This window comes from Thioalkalivibrio sp. ALE11 (assembly GCF_000381205.1).
Classification (GTDB): domain Bacteria; phylum Pseudomonadota; class Gammaproteobacteria; order Ectothiorhodospirales; family Ectothiorhodospiraceae; genus Thioalkalivibrio.
Genome location: NZ_KB906170.1, coordinates 108,442 through 129,794 on the forward strand (window position 1 = coordinate 108,442; position 21,353 = coordinate 129,794).

Consider the following 21,353-nt stretch of genomic DNA (forward strand, 5'->3'; position numbering starts at 1 on the left):
TCCGGCACGGCATTCAGCCATCCACGTGGACCTGCAGCCAGTACTCCAGCAGTGCCGCGTGCCACAGCTTGGAGCCCTGGATGCGGGTGAAATACTGGTCCGGGGCGTCCAGCAGTTTGTCGATGTAGGCCGGCTGATACAGCCCGCGCTCGCGCGCCGCACGCGAGTTGAGGATGTCGCGCATGAACTCGAGGAACTCGCCGCGCACGTATTTCAGCGCCGGCACCGGGAAATAGCCCTTGGGCCGGTCCAGCACCGCGTCCGGCAGACGACCGCGGGCGATGCGCCGCAGCACGTCCTTGCCGCCGTCGCCCAGCTTCAGGTGCGGCGGCATCGCCGCGGCGGTCTCCACCAGTTCGTGGTCCAGGAACGGCACCCGCGCCTCCAGACCGAAGGCCATGGTCATGTTGTCCACGCGCTTGACCGGGTCGTCCACGATCAGCGTGGTCACGTCCAGCGCCAGTACCGCGTCGATGAACGAATCCGCACGGTCGGTCTCGAGCTGGCGGAACTGCTCGCGCAGCCAGTCCCCGGTGATGTCGTCCGCCGGCGGATGGCGCAGCATCTCGGCCATCTCCGGGTGATCGCGGTCGAAGTAATGCCGGCGGAAGCGTTCCACCCAGTCACCGTGACGGTCCTCCGCCATCTGCGGATACCAGAAATAGCCGCCGAACACCTCGTCCGCCCCCTGGCCCGACTGCACCACCTTCACGTGCTGCGAGACCTGTTCGGAGAGCAGGTAGAACGCGACCGCGTCCTGCCCGAACATCGGTTCGGCCATGGCCTCCACGGCCTCCGGCAGCCGTGCCAGCACCTGGTCGTTGGGGATCAGCGTGGCCTGGTGATCAGCGGCGTAACGCTCCGCCACCGGATCGGAATACTCGAACTCGGAGCCCTTTTCCTCGGGCTGATCCTCGAACCCGACGGTAAATGTCCGCAGGTCGCGCGCCCCCTCTTCCATGGCCAGCGCCACCAGCAGCGAGGAATCCAGGCCGCCCGACAGCAGCACCCCCACCGGGACGTCCGCGACTTCCAGTCGGCGGCGCACCGCGCGGCGCAGGCCGTGTTCGATGCGCTCCTGCCATTCCGCATCGCTGACCGCTTCCGCCGGGCGCCTCGCCGACAGTGTCCAGTAGCATTCGCGGCGCTCCTGGCCGCGCGCATCGATGGTGATGTAATGACCGGGCTCCAGCTTGCGCACGCCCCGCAACACGGTGCGCGGCGCCGGCACCACCGCATGCAGCGAGAACAGCATGTGCAGGCCCTCGGGATCCAGCTCGGTATCCACGCCGCCGCCGGCCAGCAGGGCCGCGGTATTGGAGGCGAACCGGACCCCGTCACCGGTGCGCGCGAGATACAGCGGCTTGATGCCCATGCGATCACGTGCCAGCAACAGGCGCTGGTGTTCCCCATCGAACAGCGCGAAGGCAAACATGCCGTGCAGCCGCGCCACCACGCCCTCGCCCCATTCGGCATACCCGCGCAGGATCACCTCCGTATCACCGCTGGAGAAGAAGCGGTGACCGCGCCCCTCGAGCTCGCTGCGCAGCGCGCGGAAGTTGTAGATCGCCCCGTTGAACACCAGCGAAAGTCCGGTCTCGGGGTCGAACATCGGCTGATGCGCCCGCTGCGACAGGTCCAGGATGGACAGCCGCCGGTGTCCCAGCGCCACCCGGCCCGAGGCCCACAGGCCATCGGCATCCGGGCCGCGGCGTTCCAGACAGGGCAGCATGCGCGCGACCGCATCCGCGTTCGCGCGCCGTTCCCCCCAGACGAATTCTCCGGCGATTCCGCACATGGGTTATGGATCCATCCCGGTCGAGGTTGGCGAAGTTTGAAAGGCCGTGCGCAGCGCGTCAGCCAGCGCCCGCCCGGCGATGCCGGCCGCGTCACCATCGGCTAGCGTCAGATAGAACGGGACGCGCACACGCCCGCCCGCCTCCAGCGGCAGCTCCGTCAGGCGCCCGGCGTCCAGATCCGCGGCGACCCGGTCCAGCGGGACCCAGGCAAACCCGACCCCGGAACGCAGCACCTCCACCACCGTGGACACATGCCCCACGGTCCAGCGCTGATCGGCGTCCAGCCAGCCGCCTTCACCGTTGCCACGGGCGCCCGAATCGCGCAGCACCACCTGCCGGTGCGGGCGCAGATTGCGACGCGTCAGGGGAGCGCCGGAGGTCGCCAGCGGGTGCCCCGGATGAGCGACACAAACCATGGTCTGTTCCCCGATTTCCTGCGCCAGGAAATCCGAGGGCACCTGGGGCGCCAGCAGCATGTCCACGCGCCCCTGCTCCAGGCGCTGCGGACCGTCCTCCAGCACCACCTCGTGCAGCTGGATGCGGGTCGCCGGCTGTTCGCGCGAAAACGCCTCCAGGGCGTGGATGACCCGCGCGGCGGGGATGATCTGCTCCACCGCCAGGTGCAGTTCCGATTCCACACCGGTGGCCAGCGCGCCGGCCAGGGCCTCGATATCCGCGGCCTCCTCGAGCAGGTGTTCGGCTCGCCGCAGCAGCGCATGGCCCGCCGGCGTCAGTTCCGCCTTGCGGCCCTGCAGCTCGAAGACCTCGACCCCCAGCTGTTCCTCCAGCTTCTGCACCGCGTGATTCACGCTGGAGGCGCTCTTGTGCACCCGCTCGGCGGCGCGGGCGAAACCGCCCGCATCCACCACCGCCTTGAGCATGCGCCACTGCTCGAGGGTTACCCGGGACATCCGCAGTCCGGGCTGTGCGTGCGCGCATGCCATTCCGCACGCATGCGCTCCACCGCCCGCGTCCCCAGCAGGACCACGTGCACGGTCGACGGATAGATGGTGCCGGCCGCACGCCATTGCTCGGCAAGCTCGGGCTCCTCGCCCCGCCGGATCAGGAAGAAGTCACGCCCCTCTTCCAGCTCACTCTCGCGGGCCCGGAACATGCGGAACGCCGTGCCCTTGGGCTGGCCGTTCCATTCGTCGACCTGACGCAGCGTCAGCACCGGCACATCGCGGTAGACCACCGGCTCGGGTTCCGGCCCGCCGGCATCCTCGCAACCATGAAAACGACCCGGAGCGCGCGGGTCCCAAGCGTCAGAAGCAATCATGGTGGCATTATGGCACGCACAGACGATGCGTCGACCACCCGCCGACCCCGAGGAATCGCATGGAACTGCTGCAGGATTACGGACTGTTCTTCGCCAAGGTCGTCACCGCCGTCATGGCGGTGCTGATCCTGATGAGCGCCTTTGTCGGGCTGATTGCCCGCAGCCGCGAGCGCCGGCCCGACCAGCTCAACGTCAAACGCCTGAACGACCGCTATGCACGCATGGAAAAGACCGTGCGCCGCGCGGTGGAAGGCCCGCGCACTCGCCTGCAGCGCCTGCGAGACCGCCTGCGCCGGCGCCGCCACCCCGGACACGCCTTTGATGGCAATGGCAATGGCAACGGCCAGGGCAACGGGACCCCCGATGGGTCGACGGAATCCGCCGGGAAAAGCGACGCCGACACCGCCGAATCGCCGGCCGACCCGTCCGCTTCTTCCGCACCCGGCGGAAAGCCGGTCAGCGAATCACCCACCGTGATCGAACTTGAACACGAAGAGGCCCCCGCGCCGCGGGTGTTCGTGCTGCGCTTTCAGGGCGACATTCGGGCGTCGGCGGTGGACAACCTGCGCGAAGAAATCACCGCCGTACTCACCCTGGCCGAGCCCGGCCGCGACCAGGCCGTGGTGTGCCTCGAGAGCCCCGGTGGCATGGTGCCGTCCTACGGGCTGGCCGCCTCGCAGCTCGGCCGTCTGCGCGAGGCAGGGCTGGATCTCACCGTGGTGGTCGACCGCGTGGCCGCCAGTGGCGGCTACATGATGGCCGCGGTCGGCCATCGCATCGTCGCCGCCCCGTTCGCCATCCTCGGCTCCATCGGGGTGGTGGCGCAGATCCCCAACCTGCATCGCTGGCTCGACCGCCACGACATCGACTTCGAACTGCTGACCGCCGGGGACTACAAGCGCACCCTGACCGTGTTCGGCGAGAATACCGACGCCGCCCGGCGCAAGTTCCAGGATCACCTCGACGAAACCCACGAACTGTTCAAGCAGTTCCTGCAGCGCTACCGCCCGCAGCTGGAACTGGACCGGGTCGCCACCGGCGAACACTGGTACGGGGACCAGGCCCGCGCCCTCGGGCTGGCCGACGAGATCGGCACCAGCGACGACCTGTTGATGAAACTGGCACGCGAAGCCGAGGTCTTCGAGGTCTCCTATACCCGCGCGCAACCGATCGGCCGACGGGTCGGCATGGCCGCCGAACAACTGCTGGAACGCGTACTGCACGCCCGCAGCCCCGAAGAACACGCCCGCGGGCCGGGCGAACCGCCACGCTGACGGACACACTGACGGAATGGATCCGGCCCGTCCATGCGTCTTGGTGGTATCTCCAGTCCACATTGCAAGGGAGAACGTGATGTCCGCACATGCAAGCCGTATCGGTCCCCTCGCCAGCCTGGTCGCCGGGGCACTCCTGCTGGGCGCCCCGCTGACCGCCCCGGCACAGGACGACATGCCCTGGGGCTCCGCCGAGGTCAACCAGAAGGAGTACGAACCGGCCCGTGTGGTGTATGACGTGGCCGTGGATACCGCGGACGAGATGGATTTCGTCCTCGACCGCGTCAGCATGCTCAACAACGTCTACGAGGCCGATCCGTTCGACTCGCATATCGTGCTGGTGCTGCACGGCCGCGAGGTGCCCTTCTTCACCCGCGATCAGTTCGATGAACACCGTGACCTGATGCGCCGCGCCGAGTCCCTGACCCGCGCCGGCAACATCGACATCCGCATGTGCGAGGCCTCCGCCGCCCTGCGCGGCATCGAGCCCGAGGACGTGCACGGGTTCGTGGAGATTGTCCCCATGGCCGACTCCGAGATCATCCACCTGCAGCAGGAGGGGTATTCCTACATGCAGTGAGCAAGTGAGCACCCGGCTTCCCGACTGCGGCCAAACTGCAGATCGGAGGACACAAAAAAGGCCGCCGGGGCAAACCCCGGCGGCCTTTTGGCTGTATTGGTCGGGACGGCAGGATTTGAACCTGCGACCCTCTGCACCCCATGCAGATGCGCTACCAGACTGCGCTACGCCCCGAACGCGACATATGGTAATCGAGTGCGGCCGATCGCGAAAGGGGGGCGATCCCGGGTGGCCGCCGCATGGCTCAGTTCCGCAGCACCTTCAGTACCGACTCCAGCTCCTGGATCGTGTCCTGGATGATCTGCCGGGCCTGCTGGTGATCCTCGCGCGCCTCATCCCCGGAGAGCTTCTGCCGCGCGCCGCTGATGGTATAGCCTTCTTCGTACAGCAGCGCGCGGATCTGGCGGATCAGGATGACGTCCTGACGCTGGTAGTACCGCCGGTTGCCGCGCCGCTTGACCGGCTCCAGCATCGGGAACTCCTGCTCCCAGTAACGCAGCACGTGCGGCTTGACCAGGCACAGCTCGGCGACTTCCCCGATGGTGAAATACCGCTTGCCAGGGATCGCCGGCAGCTCCTGGTGGTTACTCGCTTCCAGCATAGCTCTCGACCCGTTCGCGCAGTTTCTGGCCCGGGCGGAAGGTCACGACCCGGCGCGCGGAGACCGGGATCTCCTCGCCGGTCTTGGGATTGCGCCCCGGGCGCTGGTTCTTGTCGCGCAGTACGAAATTGCCGAACCCCGAGAGTTTCACACCCTCGCCGTCTTCCAGCGACTGACGCATCTCCTCGAAGAACATTTCGACGAATTCCTTGGCCTCACGTTTGTTCAGGCCCAGTTCCTCGTTCAGCGTGGCGGCCAGATCCGCCTTGGTCACAGCTGCCATCGATCAGTGCCTCAGGGTCGCATTGAACCGGCTTTCGAGGTGCGCCACCACCGCATCGGTCACGGCGGTCACATCGGAGTCATCAAGCGTGCGATCAAATGCCTGCAAAATCAAGCCCAGAGCCAGACTCTTCTCGTCCGGATTCAGGCCCTTGCCCTGGTAGACATCGAACAGCCGGACGTCACGCAGCAGCTCCAGCTCGAGTTCGCCGATCGCCGCCAGCAGATCCCCGGCAGGCACGTCCTCCTGCACGACCAGGGCCAGATCCCGCCGGATCGAGGGATAAGCCGACAAGGGCCGGAACTGCGCTACCGGGTCGGTACTGACGGTCCGTGCATCCAGGTCGAACAGGAACACCGGCGCCCCGAGGTCGAAGCGCTCCGCCAGTGACGGATGCAGCTTGCCCACCCATCCGATCGCCTGTTCACCGGCCAGCACACGGGCACTCTGACCATCGTGCAGCGCGGGATGCTTTTCCGCGCGGAAACGCAACGGCTCCGCCAGGTTGCCGCAAAGGGTCTCCACCTCGCCCTTCGCGTCGAAGAAGTCCAGCTCGCGGGATGCCGTCTCCCAGTGCTCGGGCATGGCTCGTCCGGTCAGCAGCCCGGCCAGCCGGGGTTCCTGGGACAGACCGGAAGGCCCGGGCACGAAGCGCAGGCCGTGTTCGAACAGCCGCAGGTCGTACTGCTGCCGGGCCGTGTTCCATGCGGCCGTGCTCACCAGCCCCGGCCACAGGCCGGGGCGCATCACGCTCATGTCGGAGGCGATGGGGTTGGCCAGTGCCAGCGGCTCCACCTCGGGATAGAAGCGCTGCGAGACCTCGCGGTCGATGAAGCTGAAACTGATCACTTCGTGGAACCCGCGCCGGGTCAGGCCTTCCCGCAGCGCCTTCAGGCCACCCGGCGGCGTCACCGGCGGCACCGCGCCCGGCAGGGTGCGCGGCAGACGGTCATACCCGTGCACCCGCGCCAGTTCCTCGATCAGGTCTTCCTCGCGCTCCAGGTCGAAGCGCGCACGCGGAGCCAACACCCGCCAGGTGCCGTCGCCACCGGGCTCCACCACGCAGTCCAGCGCCCGCAGGATGCGCTCCACCTCACCGTCCTCCAGGGCGACCCCGAGCAGACGCTCAATGCGTCCGGCGCGGAGGGTGATCGGCCGTTCATCGTGCGTCGACGGGATGTCCCCGGCCGTCTCCACGGGCCCGCAGGCGCCGCCGCAGATCGCCAGCAACAGCTCGGTGGCCCGCTCCATCGCGCGCGGCACCAGGGTGGGGTCCACACCCCGCTCGAAGCGATGCGACGCATCGGTATGCAGCCCGTGTTCGCGCGCCCGGCCCGCCAGCGCACGCGGCGCGAAATGGGCACATTCCAGGACCACCCGGGTCGTCTCGTCATCCACCGCCGAAGCCGCTCCACCCATGATTCCGGCCAGCGCCAGCGGCTGTGTCTCTCCGGCGATCACCAGATCCCGTTGCGACAGCTCGACCGTCTGCTCGCCGCCCAGCAGGGTCAGGGACTCGCCCTCGCCGCCCCGGCGCACGCGAATCACTTCGCCGGCACGGTCGGCATCGAAGGCATGCAGCGGCTGACCCAGCTCCAGCATCACGTAGTTGGTCACGTCGACAATCGCGGAGAGCGGGCGCACGCCGGCCCGGCGCAGGCGTTCGGACATCCACAGCGGCGTGGGCGCCCGGGCATCCAGGCCCTCGAGGATCCGTCCCGAGTAGATCGGGCAGGCCTGTGCATCATCGACGGTCACGCGCTCGCGTCGATCCAGCGTCGCTTCCACCGCGGGCGCCGGGCGGACCTGCAGCGGCCGGTCCAGCAGGGCCGAGCACTCGCGGGCGATCCCGCGCATGCCCAGACAGTCCGCGCGATTGGGTGTCAGGTCGACCTCCAGCACATGATCGTCCAGACCCAGCGCCGCGCGCAGGTCGCTGCCGATTTCCAGGTCCGCGGGCAGATCCAGCAGCCCCTCGGCGTCCTCGGCCAGGCCGATCTCGCGTGCGGAACAGAGCATCCCTTCGGAGGTCACGCCACGCAGCTTCGAGCGCTTGATGCGGAACTCGCCCGGCAGCTCCGCCCCGATCATCGCGACCGGTGCCACCATCCCCGTATAGACATTGGGTGCGCCGCAGACGATGTTCAGCGGTTCGGCCTCGCCCGCCTCCACCTGACACACCCGCAGGCGATCGGCGTCCGGGTGCGGCTCCACCGCGGTGACGCGGCCAACCCGCACGCCGTGGAACGCCGGCGCCGCCGGCTCGATGGCGTCCAGCTCCAGCCCGGCCATGGTCAGCCGGTGCCCGAGATCCTGCGGGGTCTCGTCGATCTGCAGCCAGTCCTGCAGCCATTCGATACTGATGCGCATTAGCCTGCCTGCCCGAATTGCCCGATGAAGCGGATGTCGTTGTCGAAGAACAGCCGGAGGTCATTGACGCCGTGGCGCAGCATGGCCATGCGCTCCACGCCCAGGCCGAACGCGAACCCGGTGTATTCCTCGGGGTCGATCCCGACATGGCCCAGTACGTTGGGATGCACCATCCCGCAGCCCATCACCTCGAGCCAGCCGGTGTGCTTGCATACGCGGCAACCGTCGCCGCCGCAGTGCACGCACTGGATGTCCACCTCGGCCGAGGGCTCGGTGAAGGGAAAATACGACGGCCGGAAGCGCGTGGCCAGGTCATCGCGTTCGAAGAAGCCGCGCAGAAACGCATCCAGGACCCCGCGCAGATCGGCAAAGGTGATGTCCTCGTCCACGCACAGCCCCTCGATCTGATGGAACATCGGACTGTGGGTCAGATCCGAATCGCAGCGGTAGACCCGCCCCGGCGCGATCGCCCGCAGCGGCGGTTTCTGCTGTTCCATCGCGCGAATCTGCACCGGCGAGGTATGCGTACGCAGCACGCGGTGGGCATCGAAGTAGAACGTGTCGTGCATCGCCCGCGCCGGATGATGCGCCGGGATGTTCAGGGCCTCGAAATTGTGGGTGTCGTCTTCCACTTCCGGGCCCTCCGCCACGCGGAATCCCAGCCCGGCGAAGAAATGCTCGATGCGTTCGATGGTCGACGTGATGGGGTGCAGCGCCCCGCCCGCGGGCCGTCGCCCCGGCAGGGTTACGTCCACCCGTTCGCGCGCCAGCTGCGCCTCGCGTTCGGCCTCGGCCAGCGCGGTCCTGCGCGCCTCGATGGCCTCCGCCACCCGTTCCTTGGCCGCGTTCACCGCCTGTCCCGCGGCCGGACGTTCTTCCGCCGGCAGCCGTCCCAGCTCCTTGAGCTGGGCGGTCAGCACGCCCTTCTTGCCCAGATAATGGACCCGAACGTCATCCAGCGCCTTGAGGTCCGTGGCGGCCTCGACACGCGCTAGCGCCTCGTCGGTCAGCTCCTGCAATTGCTCCACGTACTATCCCCTTTTGCAAACAAAAAAGGGAGGGCCTGAACCCTCCCCTTTCGGGATTCCCGCATGATCCGGGATTGCCGGCCATCCCCTCCTCGCGCGGAGGGCCGGGACGGCGGTGATCCTGCGGGATCTCAGGCCGCCTGGGCGGCTTTCGCCTGTTCGGCCAGCTTGCCGAATGCGGTCAGATCGTGCACCGCCAGATCGGCCAGCGACTTGCGGTCGATCTCGATGCCGGCCTTCTTCAGCCCGCTCATGAAGCGGCTGTAGGACAGGTCGAACTGCCGCGCAGCGGCGTTGATGCGGACGATCCACAGCGAACGGAAGTCGCGCTTTTTCTGGCGACGGTCACGATAGGCGTACTGGCCGGCCTTGATGACCGCCTGGTTGGCAACGCGATAGACGTTCTTGCGTGCCCCGTAGTACCCCTTCGCCTGCTTGAGGACCTTCTTGTGACGGGCGTGAGCGGTTACACCGCGCTTGACTCGTGGCATGTCTCGATTCCTCGGTCAGTTCAACGATGGTTGGGCAGCATCTTGCGCACGGCGGCCGTGTCGGCCTCGTGCACCATCGCCGGGCTGCGCAGGTGACGCTTACGCTTGGTGGACTTCTTGGTCAGGATGTGGCTGCGGTGCGACTGGAACCGCTTGTACTTTCCCGACCCCGTACGGGTGAAGCGCTTGGCCGCACCCCGGTTGGTCTTGATCTTCGGCATTTTCTGCTCCGGCATTTGGACCGGTTCCCCGCAGGGCCGGTCGTTTGTGAAAAGGGCGATCAGGTATGCGGAGACCCGCCGCCCCTTGTCGATGTCGGCCCTACTGCTTCTTGCGGGGCGACATCACCATGATCATCTGACGTCCTTCCATCTTGGGGCGCTGCTCCACCACCGCGATGTCGGTCACGTCCTGCTCGATCTTGTCCAGGAGCTGATTACCCAGCTCCTGGTGGCGCATCTCGCGCCCGCGAAAACGGATGGTGACCTTGGCCTTGTCACCATTCTCCAGGAAGCGCCGCAGATTGCGCAGCTTGACGTTGTAGTCGCCCTCGTCCGTCCCGGGACGGAACTTCACTTCCTTGATCTGGATCTGCTTCTGCTTCTTCCTGGCTTCCTGCGCCTTTTTCGACTGTTCGAACTTGTACTTGCCGTAATCCATGATCCGGCAGACCGGCGGTTCGGCGTTCGGCGAGATCTCCACCAGGTCCAGCCCCGAGTCGCGGGCCATGTCGAGGGCCTCTTCGCTGGTGGTGATCCCCCGGTTCTCGCCTTCGGCGTCGATCAGCCGGATTTTCGAACTCGTAATCTGATCGTTCAGGCGAACGGTTTTCGCTGCGCTAATGGCCTTTTCTCCAGTTCAGGTTCCGGTGCCCCGGCTGGTCACCTCTTTCCCGAGGCGTTCGCTCAGTTCATCCAGGGACATGGTACCGAGGTCTTCGCCGTCGCGGGTACGAACCGCGACCTTGCCCTCTTCCATCTCCCGGTCTCCGAGCACCAGCAGGTACGGCACGCGCTTAAGCGTGTGCTCGCGGATCTTAAAGCCGATCTTTTCGTTTCTCAAGTCGGGCTCGACGCGAAAGCCCTGCTCGCGCAGCCGCCGCGCCACGTCCCGGGCGTAATCATCCTGGCGTTCGGTAATGGTCAGCACCGATGCCTGCACCGGGGCCAGCCAGGTCGGGAAATGCCCGGCGTAGTGCTCGATCAGCACGCCGAAGAAGCGTTCCACCGATCCCAGCAGGGCGCGATGGATCATGATCGGCCGGCGCCGCTCATTGTCCTCGGCGACGTACTCCATGTCGAAACGCTCGGGCAGATTGAAGTCGAGCTGAATGGTGGAGCACTGCCACTGGCGGCCGATCGCGTCGTGGATCTTGATATCGATCTTTGGTCCGTAAAAGGCGCCACCGCCTTCATCCAGGGTGTATTCCAGCCCCTTCTTCTCGATCGCGCCGCGCAGGGCCCGGGTCGCGTGATCCCAGATCTCGTCGGATCCCACGGCGTCATCCGGCCGGGTCGACAGATTCACGTCGAAATCCTCGAAGCCGAAGGTCCGCAGGGTCTCCAGGGTGAGGTCGATCACGCCCATCACCTCGTCCTCGATCTGGTCCTCGCGGCAGAAGATGTGGGCGTCGTCCTGGGTGAAGCCGCGCACGCGCATCAGGCCGTGCAGCGCCCCGGACATCTCGCGGCGGTACACCGTACCCATCTCGCCCCAGCGGATCGGCAGATCGCGATAGGAATGCAGCCGGTCCTTGTACATCAGCACATGGAACGGGCAGTTCATCGGCTTGAGCTGGAACGCCTGATGCTCGTCCTGCATCGGCTCGTACATCGAGTCGGCATAGAACTCGGCGTGGCCGGAGGTGTGCCACAGCTCCAGGTTGGCGATATGCGGCGACACGACGAAGTCGTAGCCGGCCTTCTCGTGCATCTCGTACCAGAAGTTCTCGATCTCGCGGCGGATGCGCGCGCCCTTCGGGTGCCAGAACACCAGACCGCCGCCGGCCTCGTCCTGGATGGAGAACAGGTCCAGCTCCGCGCCGATCTTGCGATGGTCGCGGCGTTCCGCCTCTTTCAGGCGATGAAGATGCTCTTCCAGCTGCTGCTTGTTCGGCCACGCGGTGCCATAGATGCGCTGCAGCATCTCGTTGTCGGAATCGCCGCGCCAGTACGCCCCGGCCACGCTGGTCAGCTTGAAGGCCTTCAGCTTGCCGGTGGACGGGATGTGCGGGCCCCGGCACAGGTCGATGAAATCGCCCTGACGGTACAGCGAGATGGTCTCGCCCCGCGGGATGGATTCGATGATCTCGGCCTTGTACTCCTCACCCATGTTGCGGAAGTACTCCACCGCTTCGTCGCGGTCCATGGTCGAGCGCTCCACCGGCAGATCCTGCTTCGCCAGCTCCTTCATGCGCTTCTCGATCTTTTCCAGATCTTCCGGCGTGAAGCCGCGGTCATACGCGAAGTCGTAGTAGAACCCGTTCTCGATGGTCGGGCCGATGGTCACCTGGGCATCGGGAAAGAGTTCCTTGACCGCCTGCGCCATCAGATGCGCGGTGGAGTGGCGGATGATCTCCACGCCTTCCGGATCGCGGTCGGTGACGATCGCGACCTCGGCGTCGTCGTCGATCTCGTGGCGCACGTCCACCAGTTCGCCATTCACCTTGCCGGCGACGGCCGCCTTCGCCAGGCCGGTGCCGATATCCTTCGCCACGTCCATGATGGTGACGGGTTGATCGAACTCGCGGCGGCTGCCGTCGGGGAGGGATACTGCAGGCATTGCGAAACTCCTTCGCCGACCCATACGCGGGGTCGAACGTCGCTGATTCAGAAAATGAAATGAATTCGGATAACCTTCATTCAAAGGTTATCACGAACCCTGCCCGCCCCGACACGAATCCCGTGCCGACGGCAGGGCGGCGCCCCTGCGCCGCGACTACTCGCCCGCCGTTCCGTCGGCTTCGGGCACGGCCTCATCCAGCGGCACCGGCCCATTCGTCCCCGTGTCTCCCTCGATGATGTCGGTCGACCCCCCGCCCGGATCGGCGTCGTCGGCGTCCATCAGCAGCACGTCCACCCGCCGGTTGCGGGCGCGGCTTTCGGCATCCACGTTCGGGCGCAGCGGGCGGGTATCCGCATGGCCGGTGGCACGCATGCGGGCCGGCTCCACCCCGGTGTCCTCCATCACGTGCACCACCGAGACCGCCCGCGCGGTGGACAGATCCCAGTTGGAACGGAAACGTTCGCTGCGGATCGGCAAGTCGTCGGTATGCCCGGCAATCACGATCTGGCCCGGGGTCTCGGCCAGCACTTCGGCCACCCGTTCCAGCACCGGCACGAAGTCCACGTTCAGATCCTTTTCCCCGATCTCGAAGGCGGCCTGCTCCTCGAAGCGCAGCAGGATACCGGCGTCGTCTTCCGCCATGTCGATCAGCCCCTGCTCGAGCTCGTCCTGCAGGGCCTCGCGCAGGGCCTCGGTGATCTCGTCCTGCTCGCGGTATTCCGGTTCGGGTTCCGGCTCCTCGACGGTGCGCGGCTCCGGCGAGCGGCCTTCGAGGTCGATGACGGTCGGCTCCGGAATGGCGGGCACTTCCTCCTGCACCTCGGTGGAGCCCAGCACCTCGCGCAGCGAATCGGCCATCTGCTCGTACTTCTCCGCGTCGATGGTGGAAAACGCGTAAAGCATCACGAAGAACACCACCAGCACCGCCATCAGATCGGCGAAGGTGGTCATCCAGCGCGGTGCGCCGCCCTCGCCTTTCTTGCTCCTGCGCACGGCCATCTACGAAGACGAACCCTGAGGCTGCCCCTCGGCCTGTCCCTGCTTTTCGAGCTCCTCGGCCGCCTTCTCGCGCTGCTTGCTGGGCAGGTACGGGAGCAGCATCTCCTCGATCATGCGCGAATTGAAGCCCTGGTGGATGCAGTTGACCGCATCCACGATCAGGTTCCGGGTGATGTGCTCGGAGCGCGCCCGCATTTCCAGATTGTCCGCGATGGGCAGGGCCACAAGCTGCGCGAAGATCGCGCCGTAAAGCGTTGTCAGAAGAGCCACCGCCATGCCGGGGCCGACCGCTTCCGGGCTCTCCAGGTTGCCCAGCATCTGCACCAGCCCGACCAGGGTTCCGATCATGCCGAAGGCGGGCGCCTGCTCGCCGATGGACCGGAACACCTTCTGTCCGGTCTCGTGACGCTCCAGCGACAGCTCCAGATCCTCGCGCAGCACGTGCTGGATACGCTCGGGCTCGAAACCGTCCACCGACAGCTGCAGGGCCTTGGCGTAGAACTCGTTGGGGGTCTCCTCGTCCTCCAGTGCCAGCAGCCCCTTCTTGCGCGCGACCTGCGCCAGTTCCTTGGTGCGCTCGATCAGGGCACGGGGGTCATCCTCCTGGTGATAGAGGGTCTTCACCGCCACGCGGAACGAGCTCATCACGTGGCGGAAGGGGAACTTGATGAACGTGGCGGCCATGGTGCCGCCAAACACGATCAGCACCGCCGGAAGATGCCAGAAATCCGCCGCCTGACCGCTCAGGACAATGGCGCCGAAGATCACCGCCAGCCCCAGCACCACGCCGAAAAGAGTTGCCTTGTCCAAGTGGGACTCCGCAGAAAAAGACCTGGATGGAATGGCGTCATCCTAATATATGCGCTCGACCCGTGCGCGGCCGCACGGGTCGCGGCTGTGTCACAATCGCGCCATGAGCAGCCACCCCTATGACGCCCTGACCCCCGAATGCATCCTGGATGCGGTGGAAACCACCGGGCTGCGCTGCGACGGGCGGCTGCTGGAGCTCAATTCCTTCGAGAACCGGGTCTACCAGATCGGCACCGAGGGGGGCGACGGCCGCTCTCTCCCGGTGATCGGCAAGTTCTACCGTCCCGGGCGCTGGAGCGATGCCGCCATCCGCGAGGAGCACGCATTCGCCCTCGAGCTGGCGGCGGCGGAGATCCCGGTAGTCGCCCCGCTGGCGGATGCCACCGGTGAGACGTTCCACGAACACGCCGGGTTCCGTTTCGCGCTGTACCCGCAGCGCGGAGGCCGCAGTCCCGATCTGGAACATCCCGAGGTGCTGGAACGCATCGGACGTTTCATCGGCCGCATCCACACCGTCGGCGCCGCCGCCCCCTTCCTTCATCGCGAGATCATGGACCTTGCCGGTCTGGCCACCGCGGCCCGCGAGGATGTCCTGTCCGGCGCGCATCTGCCGCCGGAGCTGGTATCGGTCTACCGCGACCTCAGTGCCGATCTGGTCGAGCGTCTGCGGGACTTCGAGCCGATACTGGGCGAAGTCCCGGCGATCCGCCTGCACGGCGACACGCATCGCGGCAACCTGCTGTGGACCGATGCCGGCCCGCATTTCGTCGATCTCGACGACGCCCGCACCGGGCCCGCGGTGCAGGATCTGTGGATGTTCCTGTCCGGCGATACGCCGACCATGACCGGACAGCTGCTGGACCTGCTGGAGGGATACGAGGACTTTCGTCCCTTCGACCGCCGCGAGCTGGCCCTGATCGCCCCGCTGCGGGCCCTGCGCATCCTGCGCCACGCCGCCTGGCTCGCCCGGCGCGCGGACGACCCGGCCTTCGTCCAGGGCTTCCCGGTGTTCTACACCCCGCGTTTCTGGGAGGAGCACATCCTCACGCTGCGCGAGCAGCGCGCCGCCCTCGACGAGCCCCCTCTGAACCTGCCCTGAAGCTCCTCGTACGCCCCGTCAGTAGCGTGCGGGGATGTACTTGCCCGTCAGCAGCGGGCCACGTGCTTCCTGGTCGTGGGCCCAGACGCGCGGTTCCAGCTTCGGTTTCTCGGGCGGATGGTCGCTGTAAGGGATATTCTCGAGGATATCGGCGATGCAGTTGAGCCGCGCGTGGCGCTTGATGTCCGCATCCACCATGCGCCAGGGGGCATGCGCGGTATCGGTATGGCGCAGCATGTCGTCCTTGGCCTTCGAGAACTCGTGCCACAGCTCCCGGGACTTCAGGTCCATGGGCGAGAGCTTCCAGCGCTTGACGGGGTCCTCCACCCGCGCCTGAAAGCGGCGTTCCTGCTCCTGCTCGCTGACCGAGAACCAGTACTTGTACAGCTCGATGCCGTCTTCCACCAGCAGCCGCTCGAACGTCGGACAGGCATGGAGAAAGCGCTGCACCTCTTCTTCCGAGGCGAAGCCCATCACCCGCTCGACCCCGGCCCGGTTGTACCAGGAACGATCGAACAGCACGATCTCGCCCGCCGTAGGCAGGTGCGCGGCATAACGCTGGAAATACCACTGCCCGCGTTCGTGGTCCGAGGGTTTCCCCAGCGCGACGGTACGCACGATGCGCGGGTTGCTCTTTTCCATGATGCGCTTGATCACCCCGCCCTTGCCGGCCGCGTCACGGCCCTCGAACAGGATCACCACGCGGCGGCCCTCGGCCTTCACGCAGCGCTGCAGCTTGATCAGCTCCACCTGCAGCCGCCGCAGCTCGCGTTCATAGACCTTGCGCCGCAGCACGCCTTCCTTGTTGTAGTCCTCGGCATAAAAGCGCCGCAGGCGTTCCCCGTCCGCCATCTGCTGTCTCCGGCCATCGCAAACCCTGAGTATGACAGCCCGTGCGGGGCGCGGGCATCCACTCGGGACCGTGACCAAGCATTGCAAGCCCGTGCCGAGTCGGGCAGGGTCGAACCACGCAACGGAAGGAACCGAATCATGGCCGACATCGCCTCCTGGGCCGGGGCCCTCGATCCCTGGCAGATCTGGCTGCTCGCCGCCCTGCTGATCCTGATCATCGACCTCGCCATCCTCGGCGGGCTGATGTCGGGCGGTGGCGGCATCACCCTCGTACTGGCCGGCGGCGCCCTCGGTGCCATGGTGGCCGCGGCCTTCGGTGCCGAACTGGCCGGCCAGCTCAGCGCCGGCGTGGTCGGCATGATCCTGGCCGGCGCCCTGGCGTTCTGGGTCGGCCGCCGCTGGGCCGGCCGCCCGCAGCAGGGGCCGCCGGATGACCCCCGGGTGCGCGACGAGATCCTGCACCTCGAACCCTACAATGGAGGGCTCGGCGTGCGCGTACTGGGCGATGCCTATCCCGCCCGCCCCGAGGACCCGCACCAGACCCTGCAGGAAGGCGACGCCGTGCGCATCCAGCGTTTCCAGGGCATCACCGCCGTGGTCCGCCCGGCCGGCGACGACCCCGGCACCCACTCCAGCCACACCAACGAAGGGAATCCCGCATGAATACGCTCATCACCCTCATCGCCATCGCCGTCCTCGTGGCGGTCTTCCTCAGCATGGGGATCACCATGATCCCGCAGCGCCGCGCCCAGGTGATCGAACGCCTCGGCAAGTACCACCGCACCCTGGAGCCGGGCCTGAACCTGATCATCCCGTTCATCGACCGTCCCCGGGCGATCACGATCCTCACCTTCAAGAACGACCAGCCGGTGGTCCGCACCGAGGACAAGATCGACATGCGCGAGGTCGTGCTGGACTTCCCCAGCCAGTCGGTGATCACCCAGGACAACGTCGGCGTGCAGATCGACGGCGTGCTCTACTACCAGATCATGGACCCGCAGGCCGCGGTCTACGGCACCGAAAACCTGGTGCTGGCGATCCAGACCCTCGCCCAGACCTCGCTGCGCTCCGAGATCGGCACCATGGAGCTGGACAAGATCTTCGAGTCGCGCCAGGAGATCAACGCGCGCCTGCAGACGGTGATGGACGAGGCCGGCAACAAGTGGGGCCTGAAGGTGAACCGCGTCGAGATCCGCGACATCGACACCCCGCAGGAGATCCGCGAGGCGATGAACCAGCAGATGGTCGCCGAGCGCAACCGCCGCGCCACCGTGCGCGAGGCCGAGGGCTACAAGGAAGCCGAGATCCAGAAGGCCGAGGGTGACAAGCAGGCGGAGATCGCCAAGGCCGAGGGCCAGAAACAGGCCGCCATCCTGGTAGCCCAGGGCGAGAAGGAGGCCATCCAGAACGTCATGGCCGCCCTCGAGGGCAAGGCCGAGGACCCGATGGCCGGCGTGCAGTACCTGATCGCGCAGCGCTACATCGAGATGCTGCCCGAACTGGCCAAACAGGGCGACCGCGTGTTCGTGCCGATGGAAGGCACCGCCCTGCTGGGATCACTGGGCGGCATGCGCGACCTGTTCGGTGCCGGGGCGATGTCCAGCGTCGACAGCCCGGCCGCGCCGGTGAGCGGCTCCCCGGCGCAGGGCAGCTGACACCGCGCCCACCCGGCAGGCACAAAGCGGTCGGTCCGGGGAACGGACCGACCGCCACGGCCTTGCCTCACCGGCCTCGCCGCGGCGCCTGTCCGGCCGGCGCCGTGGTACGGCCCGCACCCGACTCAGTGGGGTTCGTGGTGGCGAGCCGCCAGGATGGCCGCCGCCACATCCCCGGGTTCGATACCCGGGGCATCCAGCCCCACTCCGGACATGGCCGTGGCCACCGCATCCTGCAGCACCGGCTCCTCCAGCGGGATCCCCTGCAGGGCCTCCGCGACCCGGTCCATGCCGTCTTCGGGGAACACCGTGAAGTCGCCGGACAGCAGGAGATCGGCGATCTCGTCGTCCTTCTCCATCAGCTGCGCGCGGATCAGCCCGCCCGCCGCCTTGTGCGCGCCTTCGGTGAGATGCGTGCCCGCGGCGATTTTGACGCCCATCTCCACGAACTTGCGCCCCTTGCGATAGGTCCACTCGGGATCCGCCAGGGCCTGCAGCTGTTCATCGATAGCGGCGACCTCCTCGGCCGTCGGCTCGCTCAGCTCGACGTCCACGTCCAGCTCCTCGCCCACCCGCTTGAGGAAGGCGTCGCGCACCGTCTCGCGCGGCGGCTTCTCGCCCAGCTCGCGGGTCAGCGTGGTGATATAGTCCTCCATGCCGGCACGCAGCTTGTCGCGGAACTTCTCCGACGGCACCTTCAGGCACTGCGCCATGGTCGCGGTGTCGAAATCGAACATGAAACTGCCGACCATCACGGTGGCGTCGCCGATGCTGGCCGCGCCGGTGCCGCCGATCTTGCGCCCGTCGACGTGGATGTCGTTCACCGGACGGAAGGTCGCGTTGACCCCCAGATCCTGATAGGTGTGGATCACCGGATCGATGAACTTCTGATAGATCTGCGAGACGATGCGCGGGGCCTTCGCGCTCGGGTAGATGAAGTGGAAGAACATCTGGTCGCGGTCCAGATACACCGCGCCGCCACCCACATGCCGGCGCACGATGGGGAGGTTCTGTTCCTCGCAGTACTCCTCGTCCACCTCCAGGGCGATCTCCTGATGCAGCCCCACGCAGACGTAGGGATCATCGGGGTTTACCAGGGTCAGGACCGGATCGTCGTCCGGCCCCATCGCCTCGGCCACGCCGTGGTACACGGCCTGGGAACGCAGTGCGGGCTGCTGCCCGAAATCGATCACGCGCAAACGCATCTTCCTTCCTCTGATCGAGCGGGGCCGCGGCCCCGGTATCCATGACGGCTCCGGTCGCGGGCCGGATCAGAACTCAGCGTACCAGACCACGCCAAAGCTGCGGCCGGGGGCGAGGATCTCCTGCGCGCCACGCGCCGGGTCGATCTGATCCTCGCGCTGGCCGGTCACGTGCTCGCGGTAGGCCTTGTCGGCGATGTTGTTCACCTGGAAGGTCAGCTCGTTGTGGCGCAGCAGACCGGACGGCTGGAAACGATAGCCCACCAGCAGATCCCCGGTCGCGAAGCCGGAAGTCTCGCGTTCGGTGTTATCCGTGAAGCGGTCCGCCGTGCGATCCTGGCGCGCCACCGCACGCAGCCGGCCTTCCCACTGCCAGCCCTGCTCCACCGAGCGGCGCAGCGCGATGCTGGCCTCCGGCGGCGGCATCTCCGCCAGCGGCTCGTCGAACCGGCTGTCGCGGTTCTCGCCGCGGATCCAGGTGCCGGTGAACTCGCCGGTCACGTGTTCGGTGAACGGGCGCTGGACCTGCAGCTCGACCCCGCGGATACGCGCCTCGTCGAGGTTGACCGTCTGGCGCTGGCCCGCCTCCGGAACCACGCCGCCGATGTAGTCGCGGATCCGGCTCTCGTAGGCGGAGACCATGTAGCTGAAGCCCTGCAGATTGCCGCGCGCCCCGATCTCGAGGGTCCGGTTGCGCTCGGGATCCAGCTGCGGATCGGCCTGCCAGAAGTTGCCGTCGCTGTAGGGGTAGGTCAGGAACCGTTCGATCAGGCTGGCCGAACGATAGCCTTCGGACAGGCTGACATAGGGATTGACCTCCTCGCGCAGGTCCCAGTTGAAGCCGGCCGACCAGCTCAGGTTGTGATCCACCTGCTGCAGATCCCCGTCATGGCCGGAAACCGCATCCGCATCCCCTTCCACGCGGTCGTAGCGCACCCCGAGGTTCAGAGTGCCGGCATCGAGGAAGGTCTCGTGCTGCACGAACACGCCCTGCGAATCGATCTGTCCGTCATCGATCAGATCCATGAACAGTGCGTCGTCGTCATTCGGCCGGAAATCCTGGTTCACGTTACCGATATAGGAATCCGGACCGGCCCGCAGGCGCCAGTACTCGGCACCGACCAGCAGGATCTGGTTGTCGGTCGGAAACAGTTCGGTCTGAATCCGCGCCCCGTCGGTGGTGAAATCGGTGTCCGAGACGCGGTAGTCCCGCCCCAGCGCATGGCTCCAGTCGTAGTTGCCGCGCGAGAGCTCCTGGCGATAGATCGAGGCCTCGACCCGGGGTGCCCAGGCGCCACCGAAATCGCCCCGGTAGGTCGCCTCCAGCAGGTCCCGGGTCTGCGTCGGCGTGTAATGGGTATTCAGCCCCTGAGGCGGCGCCTGCATCCGCAGGGCCGCTTCATCCGGATCATTGGGATCGAGGTTAGCCGGATCCATGGGGTTGAACGTCCGCGACGCCAGATACCACACGTCCTCGCGCTCGTCGCGCTGGGCACGGAAACCGAGTTCGTGATCCGGCGTCAGGCGGGTGCGATAGCGCAGGTGATAGGCCTCCTGGCGGGTCCCGCTGTCGTCCAGGCGGTCGCCGTCGCCCATGCGGTAGTCGTCGGTATCCAGATAGGCGGTGGAGAAGTCCAGCACGTGGCGTTCGTTGGAGGCGGTCACCCCCAGCGCGGTGCGCAGCCCGCGATCCACCGAGCTGTAACCCAGACGGCTCCAGGCGTTCATTTCCTCTTCTTCGGTGAAATCGCCGCTGCGGGTAATGATGTTGATCACCCCGCCCATCGCGCCGGAACCGTAGAGCACCGAGCTCGGGCCGCGCACGATCTCGATGCGTTCGATCAGGTCCATGTTCACGTAGGAGGCGAGCGAGCCGCGCGCCGGCGGCTGCATCGCGTTGACCCGCACGCCGTCCACCAGCACCAGGACCTGGTCACGCTTGAGCCCGCGGATGATCGGGTCCTGCCCCACCGAACCGTCCACCGCGGTGGCCAGGCCCGCCTCGCCACGCAGCAGATCACCGACGCCCACCCCCGGGCGGTTGCGGATTTCGTCGCGGTCGATGACCGTGACCGATGCCGGCGTATCCTCGATCAGGGTCTCGTAGCCGGTGGCCGTCACCGATACCGGTGCCAGCTCCACGGCCTCGTCCTGGGCCAGGGCCGCGCCCGGCAGGGCCAGCAGCGTGGCCAGAGTCGTCTTCCCGATGGTACGTTGCGTCATGGTGATCTCCCCCGTTCCGAAGCC

21 protein-coding genes and 1 tRNA gene are annotated in these 21,353 nt (G+C 66.9%); 5 read left to right on the forward strand and 17 right to left on the reverse strand.

The features are described from left to right. Nucleotides 1-13 precede the first annotated feature (13 nt). From F620_RS0109320 to F620_RS0109330, 3 genes are read right to left on the reverse strand one after another with little or no spacing between them, the layout of a single operon-like run. Complete coding sequence (locus tag F620_RS0109320; protein WP_019570354.1) at nucleotides 14-1,798, reverse strand: N-acetylglutaminylglutamine amidotransferase; 1,785 nt, start codon at nucleotides 1,796-1,798, stop codon at nucleotides 14-16. Nucleotides 1,799-1,801: 3 nt separating this feature from the next. Beyond that, nucleotides 1,802-2,710 (reverse strand): LysR family transcriptional regulator, encoded by a 909-nt coding sequence (locus F620_RS0109325; RefSeq protein ID WP_019570355.1) that lies wholly within the window; start codon nucleotides 2,708-2,710, stop codon nucleotides 1,802-1,804. Continuing rightward, the gene (locus F620_RS0109330; protein ID WP_231373885.1) at nucleotides 2,698-3,078 is read right to left on the reverse strand and encodes a hypothetical protein; all 381 of its coding nucleotides are present in this window, start codon (nucleotides 3,076-3,078) and stop codon (nucleotides 2,698-2,700) included. The genes F620_RS0109325 and F620_RS0109330 overlap by 13 nt, the downstream gene beginning before the upstream one ends. 59 nt (nucleotides 3,079-3,137) lie before the next feature. On the opposite strand from F620_RS0109330, the gene sohB reads away from it, so the two are divergent. Together sohB and F620_RS0109340 are read left to right on the forward strand one after the other, a co-directional pair. Beyond that, on the forward strand, nucleotides 3,138-4,352 hold the full coding sequence (sohB, locus tag F620_RS0109335) for a protease SohB (RefSeq protein ID WP_019570357.1): 1,215 nt from the start codon (nucleotides 3,138-3,140) through the stop codon (nucleotides 4,350-4,352). Between the two features lie 79 nt (nucleotides 4,353-4,431). Next, on the forward strand, nucleotides 4,432-4,932 hold the full coding sequence (locus F620_RS0109340) for a DsrE family protein (RefSeq protein ID WP_018869325.1): 501 nt from the start codon (nucleotides 4,432-4,434) through the stop codon (nucleotides 4,930-4,932). 97 nt (nucleotides 4,933-5,029) lie between these two features. Here F620_RS0109340 and F620_RS0109345 read toward each other — a convergent pair. From F620_RS0109345 to F620_RS0109395, 11 genes are all read right to left on the reverse strand, one after another. Continuing rightward, nucleotides 5,030-5,106: transfer RNA gene (locus F620_RS0109345), tRNA-Pro, on the reverse strand. A gap of 70 nt (nucleotides 5,107-5,176) precedes the next feature. Beyond that, the gene (locus F620_RS0109350) at nucleotides 5,177-5,533 is read right to left on the reverse strand and encodes a MerR family transcriptional regulator (protein WP_019021987.1); all 357 of its coding nucleotides are present in this window, start codon (nucleotides 5,531-5,533) and stop codon (nucleotides 5,177-5,179) included. Next, nucleotides 5,517-5,816 (reverse strand): integration host factor subunit alpha, encoded by a 300-nt coding sequence (locus F620_RS0109355; RefSeq protein ID WP_024329755.1) that lies wholly within the window; start codon nucleotides 5,814-5,816, stop codon nucleotides 5,517-5,519. Before F620_RS0109355 ends, F620_RS0109350 begins: the two co-directional genes overlap by 17 nt. A gap of 3 nt (nucleotides 5,817-5,819) precedes the next feature. Continuing rightward, nucleotides 5,820-8,186: a phenylalanine--tRNA ligase subunit beta gene (pheT, locus tag F620_RS0109360; RefSeq protein ID WP_019570358.1), complete on the reverse strand. Its 2,367-nt coding sequence runs from the start codon at nucleotides 8,184-8,186 to the stop codon at nucleotides 5,820-5,822. Further along, nucleotides 8,186-9,214 carry a phenylalanine--tRNA ligase subunit alpha gene (gene pheS, locus F620_RS0109365; protein ID WP_019590254.1) on the reverse strand — a complete coding sequence of 343 codons (1,029 nt, stop codon included), beginning with the start codon at nucleotides 9,212-9,214 and terminating at the stop codon, nucleotides 8,186-8,188. Before pheS ends, pheT begins: the two co-directional genes overlap by 1 nt. A gap of 131 nt (nucleotides 9,215-9,345) precedes the next feature. Next, entirely contained in the window at nucleotides 9,346-9,705 is a 360-nt protein-coding gene (gene rplT, locus F620_RS0109370) for a 50S ribosomal protein L20 (RefSeq protein ID WP_018869320.1), read from the reverse strand. Nucleotides 9,706-9,725: 20 nt separating this feature from the next. Further along, nucleotides 9,726-9,926, reverse strand: coding sequence for a 50S ribosomal protein L35 (rpmI, locus tag F620_RS0109375; protein WP_018869319.1), 201 nt, complete (start codon nucleotides 9,924-9,926; stop codon nucleotides 9,726-9,728). Nucleotides 9,927-10,026: 100 nt separating this feature from the next. Further along, nucleotides 10,027-10,548: a translation initiation factor IF-3 gene (infC, locus tag F620_RS0109380; protein WP_081621759.1), complete on the reverse strand. Its 522-nt coding sequence runs from the start codon at nucleotides 10,546-10,548 to the stop codon at nucleotides 10,027-10,029. A 15-nt stretch (nucleotides 10,549-10,563) separates the two neighbouring features. Further along, the gene (gene thrS / locus F620_RS0109385) at nucleotides 10,564-12,486 is read right to left on the reverse strand and encodes a threonine--tRNA ligase (RefSeq protein WP_019570360.1); all 1,923 of its coding nucleotides are present in this window, start codon (nucleotides 12,484-12,486) and stop codon (nucleotides 10,564-10,566) included. 156 nt (nucleotides 12,487-12,642) lie between these two features. Beyond that, nucleotides 12,643-13,488 (reverse strand): flagellar motor protein MotB, encoded by an 846-nt coding sequence (locus F620_RS0109390; protein WP_081621760.1) that lies wholly within the window; start codon nucleotides 13,486-13,488, stop codon nucleotides 12,643-12,645. Then, nucleotides 13,489-14,298, reverse strand: a complete 810-nt coding sequence (locus F620_RS0109395) for a motility protein A (RefSeq protein WP_018869315.1) — start codon at nucleotides 14,296-14,298, stop codon at nucleotides 13,489-13,491. Nucleotides 14,299-14,401: 103 nt separating this feature from the next. Here F620_RS0109395 and F620_RS0109400 point away from each other — a divergent pair, with 103 nt between their 5' ends. After that, nucleotides 14,402-15,397, forward strand: coding sequence for a serine/threonine protein kinase (locus F620_RS0109400; RefSeq protein WP_231373886.1), 996 nt, complete (start codon nucleotides 14,402-14,404; stop codon nucleotides 15,395-15,397). Nucleotides 15,398-15,415: 18 nt separating this feature from the next. On the opposite strand, the gene ppk2 is transcribed toward F620_RS0109400, so the two are convergent. After that, nucleotides 15,416-16,249 carry a polyphosphate kinase 2 gene (gene ppk2, locus F620_RS0109405; protein WP_019570363.1) on the reverse strand — a complete coding sequence of 278 codons (834 nt, stop codon included), beginning with the start codon at nucleotides 16,247-16,249 and terminating at the stop codon, nucleotides 15,416-15,418. Between the two features lie 138 nt (nucleotides 16,250-16,387). Between ppk2 and F620_RS0109410 the strand changes: the two genes are divergently transcribed. Together F620_RS0109410 and F620_RS0109415 are read left to right on the forward strand one after the other, a co-directional pair. Further along, nucleotides 16,388-16,912 carry an NfeD family protein gene (locus tag F620_RS0109410; protein WP_019570364.1) on the forward strand — a complete coding sequence of 175 codons (525 nt, stop codon included), beginning with the start codon at nucleotides 16,388-16,390 and terminating at the stop codon, nucleotides 16,910-16,912. Continuing rightward, nucleotides 16,909-17,904, forward strand: a complete 996-nt coding sequence (locus F620_RS0109415; RefSeq protein ID WP_019570365.1) for an SPFH domain-containing protein — start codon at nucleotides 16,909-16,911, stop codon at nucleotides 17,902-17,904. The genes F620_RS0109410 and F620_RS0109415 overlap by 4 nt, the downstream gene beginning before the upstream one ends. A gap of 125 nt (nucleotides 17,905-18,029) precedes the next feature. Here the strand turns inward: F620_RS0109415 and F620_RS0109420 are convergent, their stop codons facing one another. Both F620_RS0109420 and F620_RS0109425 read right to left on the reverse strand, forming a co-directional pair. Continuing rightward, nucleotides 18,030-19,109: a lipoate--protein ligase family protein gene (locus F620_RS0109420; protein WP_019570366.1), complete on the reverse strand. Its 1,080-nt coding sequence runs from the start codon at nucleotides 19,107-19,109 to the stop codon at nucleotides 18,030-18,032. Between the two features lie 66 nt (nucleotides 19,110-19,175). Next, nucleotides 19,176-21,329, reverse strand: coding sequence for a TonB-dependent siderophore receptor (locus F620_RS0109425; protein ID WP_019570367.1), 2,154 nt, complete (start codon nucleotides 21,327-21,329; stop codon nucleotides 19,176-19,178). Nucleotides 21,330-21,353: the final 24 nt, after the last annotated feature.

What these genes read in the sequence shown, in the direction of transcription:
- rplT (WP_018869320.1), bottom strand. Translation starts at nt 9,705, where the DNA reads ATGCCACGAGTCAAGCGCGGTGTAACCGCTCACGCCCGTCACAAGAAG.
- sohB (WP_019570357.1), top strand. Translation starts at nt 3,138, where the DNA reads ATGGAACTGCTGCAGGATTACGGACTGTTCTTCGCCAAGGTCGTCACC.
- F620_RS0109390 (WP_081621760.1), bottom strand. Translation starts at nt 13,488, where the DNA reads ATGGCCGTGCGCAGGAGCAAGAAAGGCGAGGGCGGCGCACCGCGCTGG.
- F620_RS0109425 (WP_019570367.1), bottom strand. Translation starts at nt 21,329, where the DNA reads ATGACGCAACGTACCATCGGGAAGACGACTCTGGCCACGCTGCTGGCC.
- F620_RS0109330 (WP_231373885.1), bottom strand. Translation starts at nt 3,078, where the DNA reads ATGATTGCTTCTGACGCTTGGGACCCGCGCGCTCCGGGTCGTTTTCAT.
- F620_RS0109350 (WP_019021987.1), bottom strand. Translation starts at nt 5,533, where the DNA reads ATGCTGGAAGCGAGTAACCACCAGGAGCTGCCGGCGATCCCTGGCAAG.
- rpmI (WP_018869319.1), bottom strand. Translation starts at nt 9,926, where the DNA reads ATGCCGAAGATCAAGACCAACCGGGGTGCGGCCAAGCGCTTCACCCGT.
- thrS (WP_019570360.1), bottom strand. Translation starts at nt 12,486, where the DNA reads ATGCCTGCAGTATCCCTCCCCGACGGCAGCCGCCGCGAGTTCGATCAA.
- pheT (WP_019570358.1), bottom strand. Translation starts at nt 8,186, where the DNA reads ATGCGCATCAGTATCGAATGGCTGCAGGACTGGCTGCAGATCGACGAG.
- ppk2 (WP_019570363.1), bottom strand. Translation starts at nt 16,249, where the DNA reads ATGGCGGACGGGGAACGCCTGCGGCGCTTTTATGCCGAGGACTACAAC.
- F620_RS0109320 (WP_019570354.1), bottom strand. Translation starts at nt 1,798, where the DNA reads ATGTGCGGAATCGCCGGAGAATTCGTCTGGGGGGAACGGCGCGCGAAC.
- F620_RS0109400 (WP_231373886.1), top strand. Translation starts at nt 14,402, where the DNA reads ATGAGCAGCCACCCCTATGACGCCCTGACCCCCGAATGCATCCTGGAT.
- F620_RS0109340 (WP_018869325.1), top strand. Translation starts at nt 4,432, where the DNA reads ATGTCCGCACATGCAAGCCGTATCGGTCCCCTCGCCAGCCTGGTCGCC.
- F620_RS0109355 (WP_024329755.1), bottom strand. Translation starts at nt 5,816, where the DNA reads ATGGCAGCTGTGACCAAGGCGGATCTGGCCGCCACGCTGAACGAGGAA.
- F620_RS0109325 (WP_019570355.1), bottom strand. Translation starts at nt 2,710, where the DNA reads ATGTCCCGGGTAACCCTCGAGCAGTGGCGCATGCTCAAGGCGGTGGTG.
- F620_RS0109420 (WP_019570366.1), bottom strand. Translation starts at nt 19,109, where the DNA reads ATGCGTTTGCGCGTGATCGATTTCGGGCAGCAGCCCGCACTGCGTTCC.
- F620_RS0109410 (WP_019570364.1), top strand. Translation starts at nt 16,388, where the DNA reads ATGGCCGACATCGCCTCCTGGGCCGGGGCCCTCGATCCCTGGCAGATC.
- F620_RS0109415 (WP_019570365.1), top strand. Translation starts at nt 16,909, where the DNA reads ATGAATACGCTCATCACCCTCATCGCCATCGCCGTCCTCGTGGCGGTC.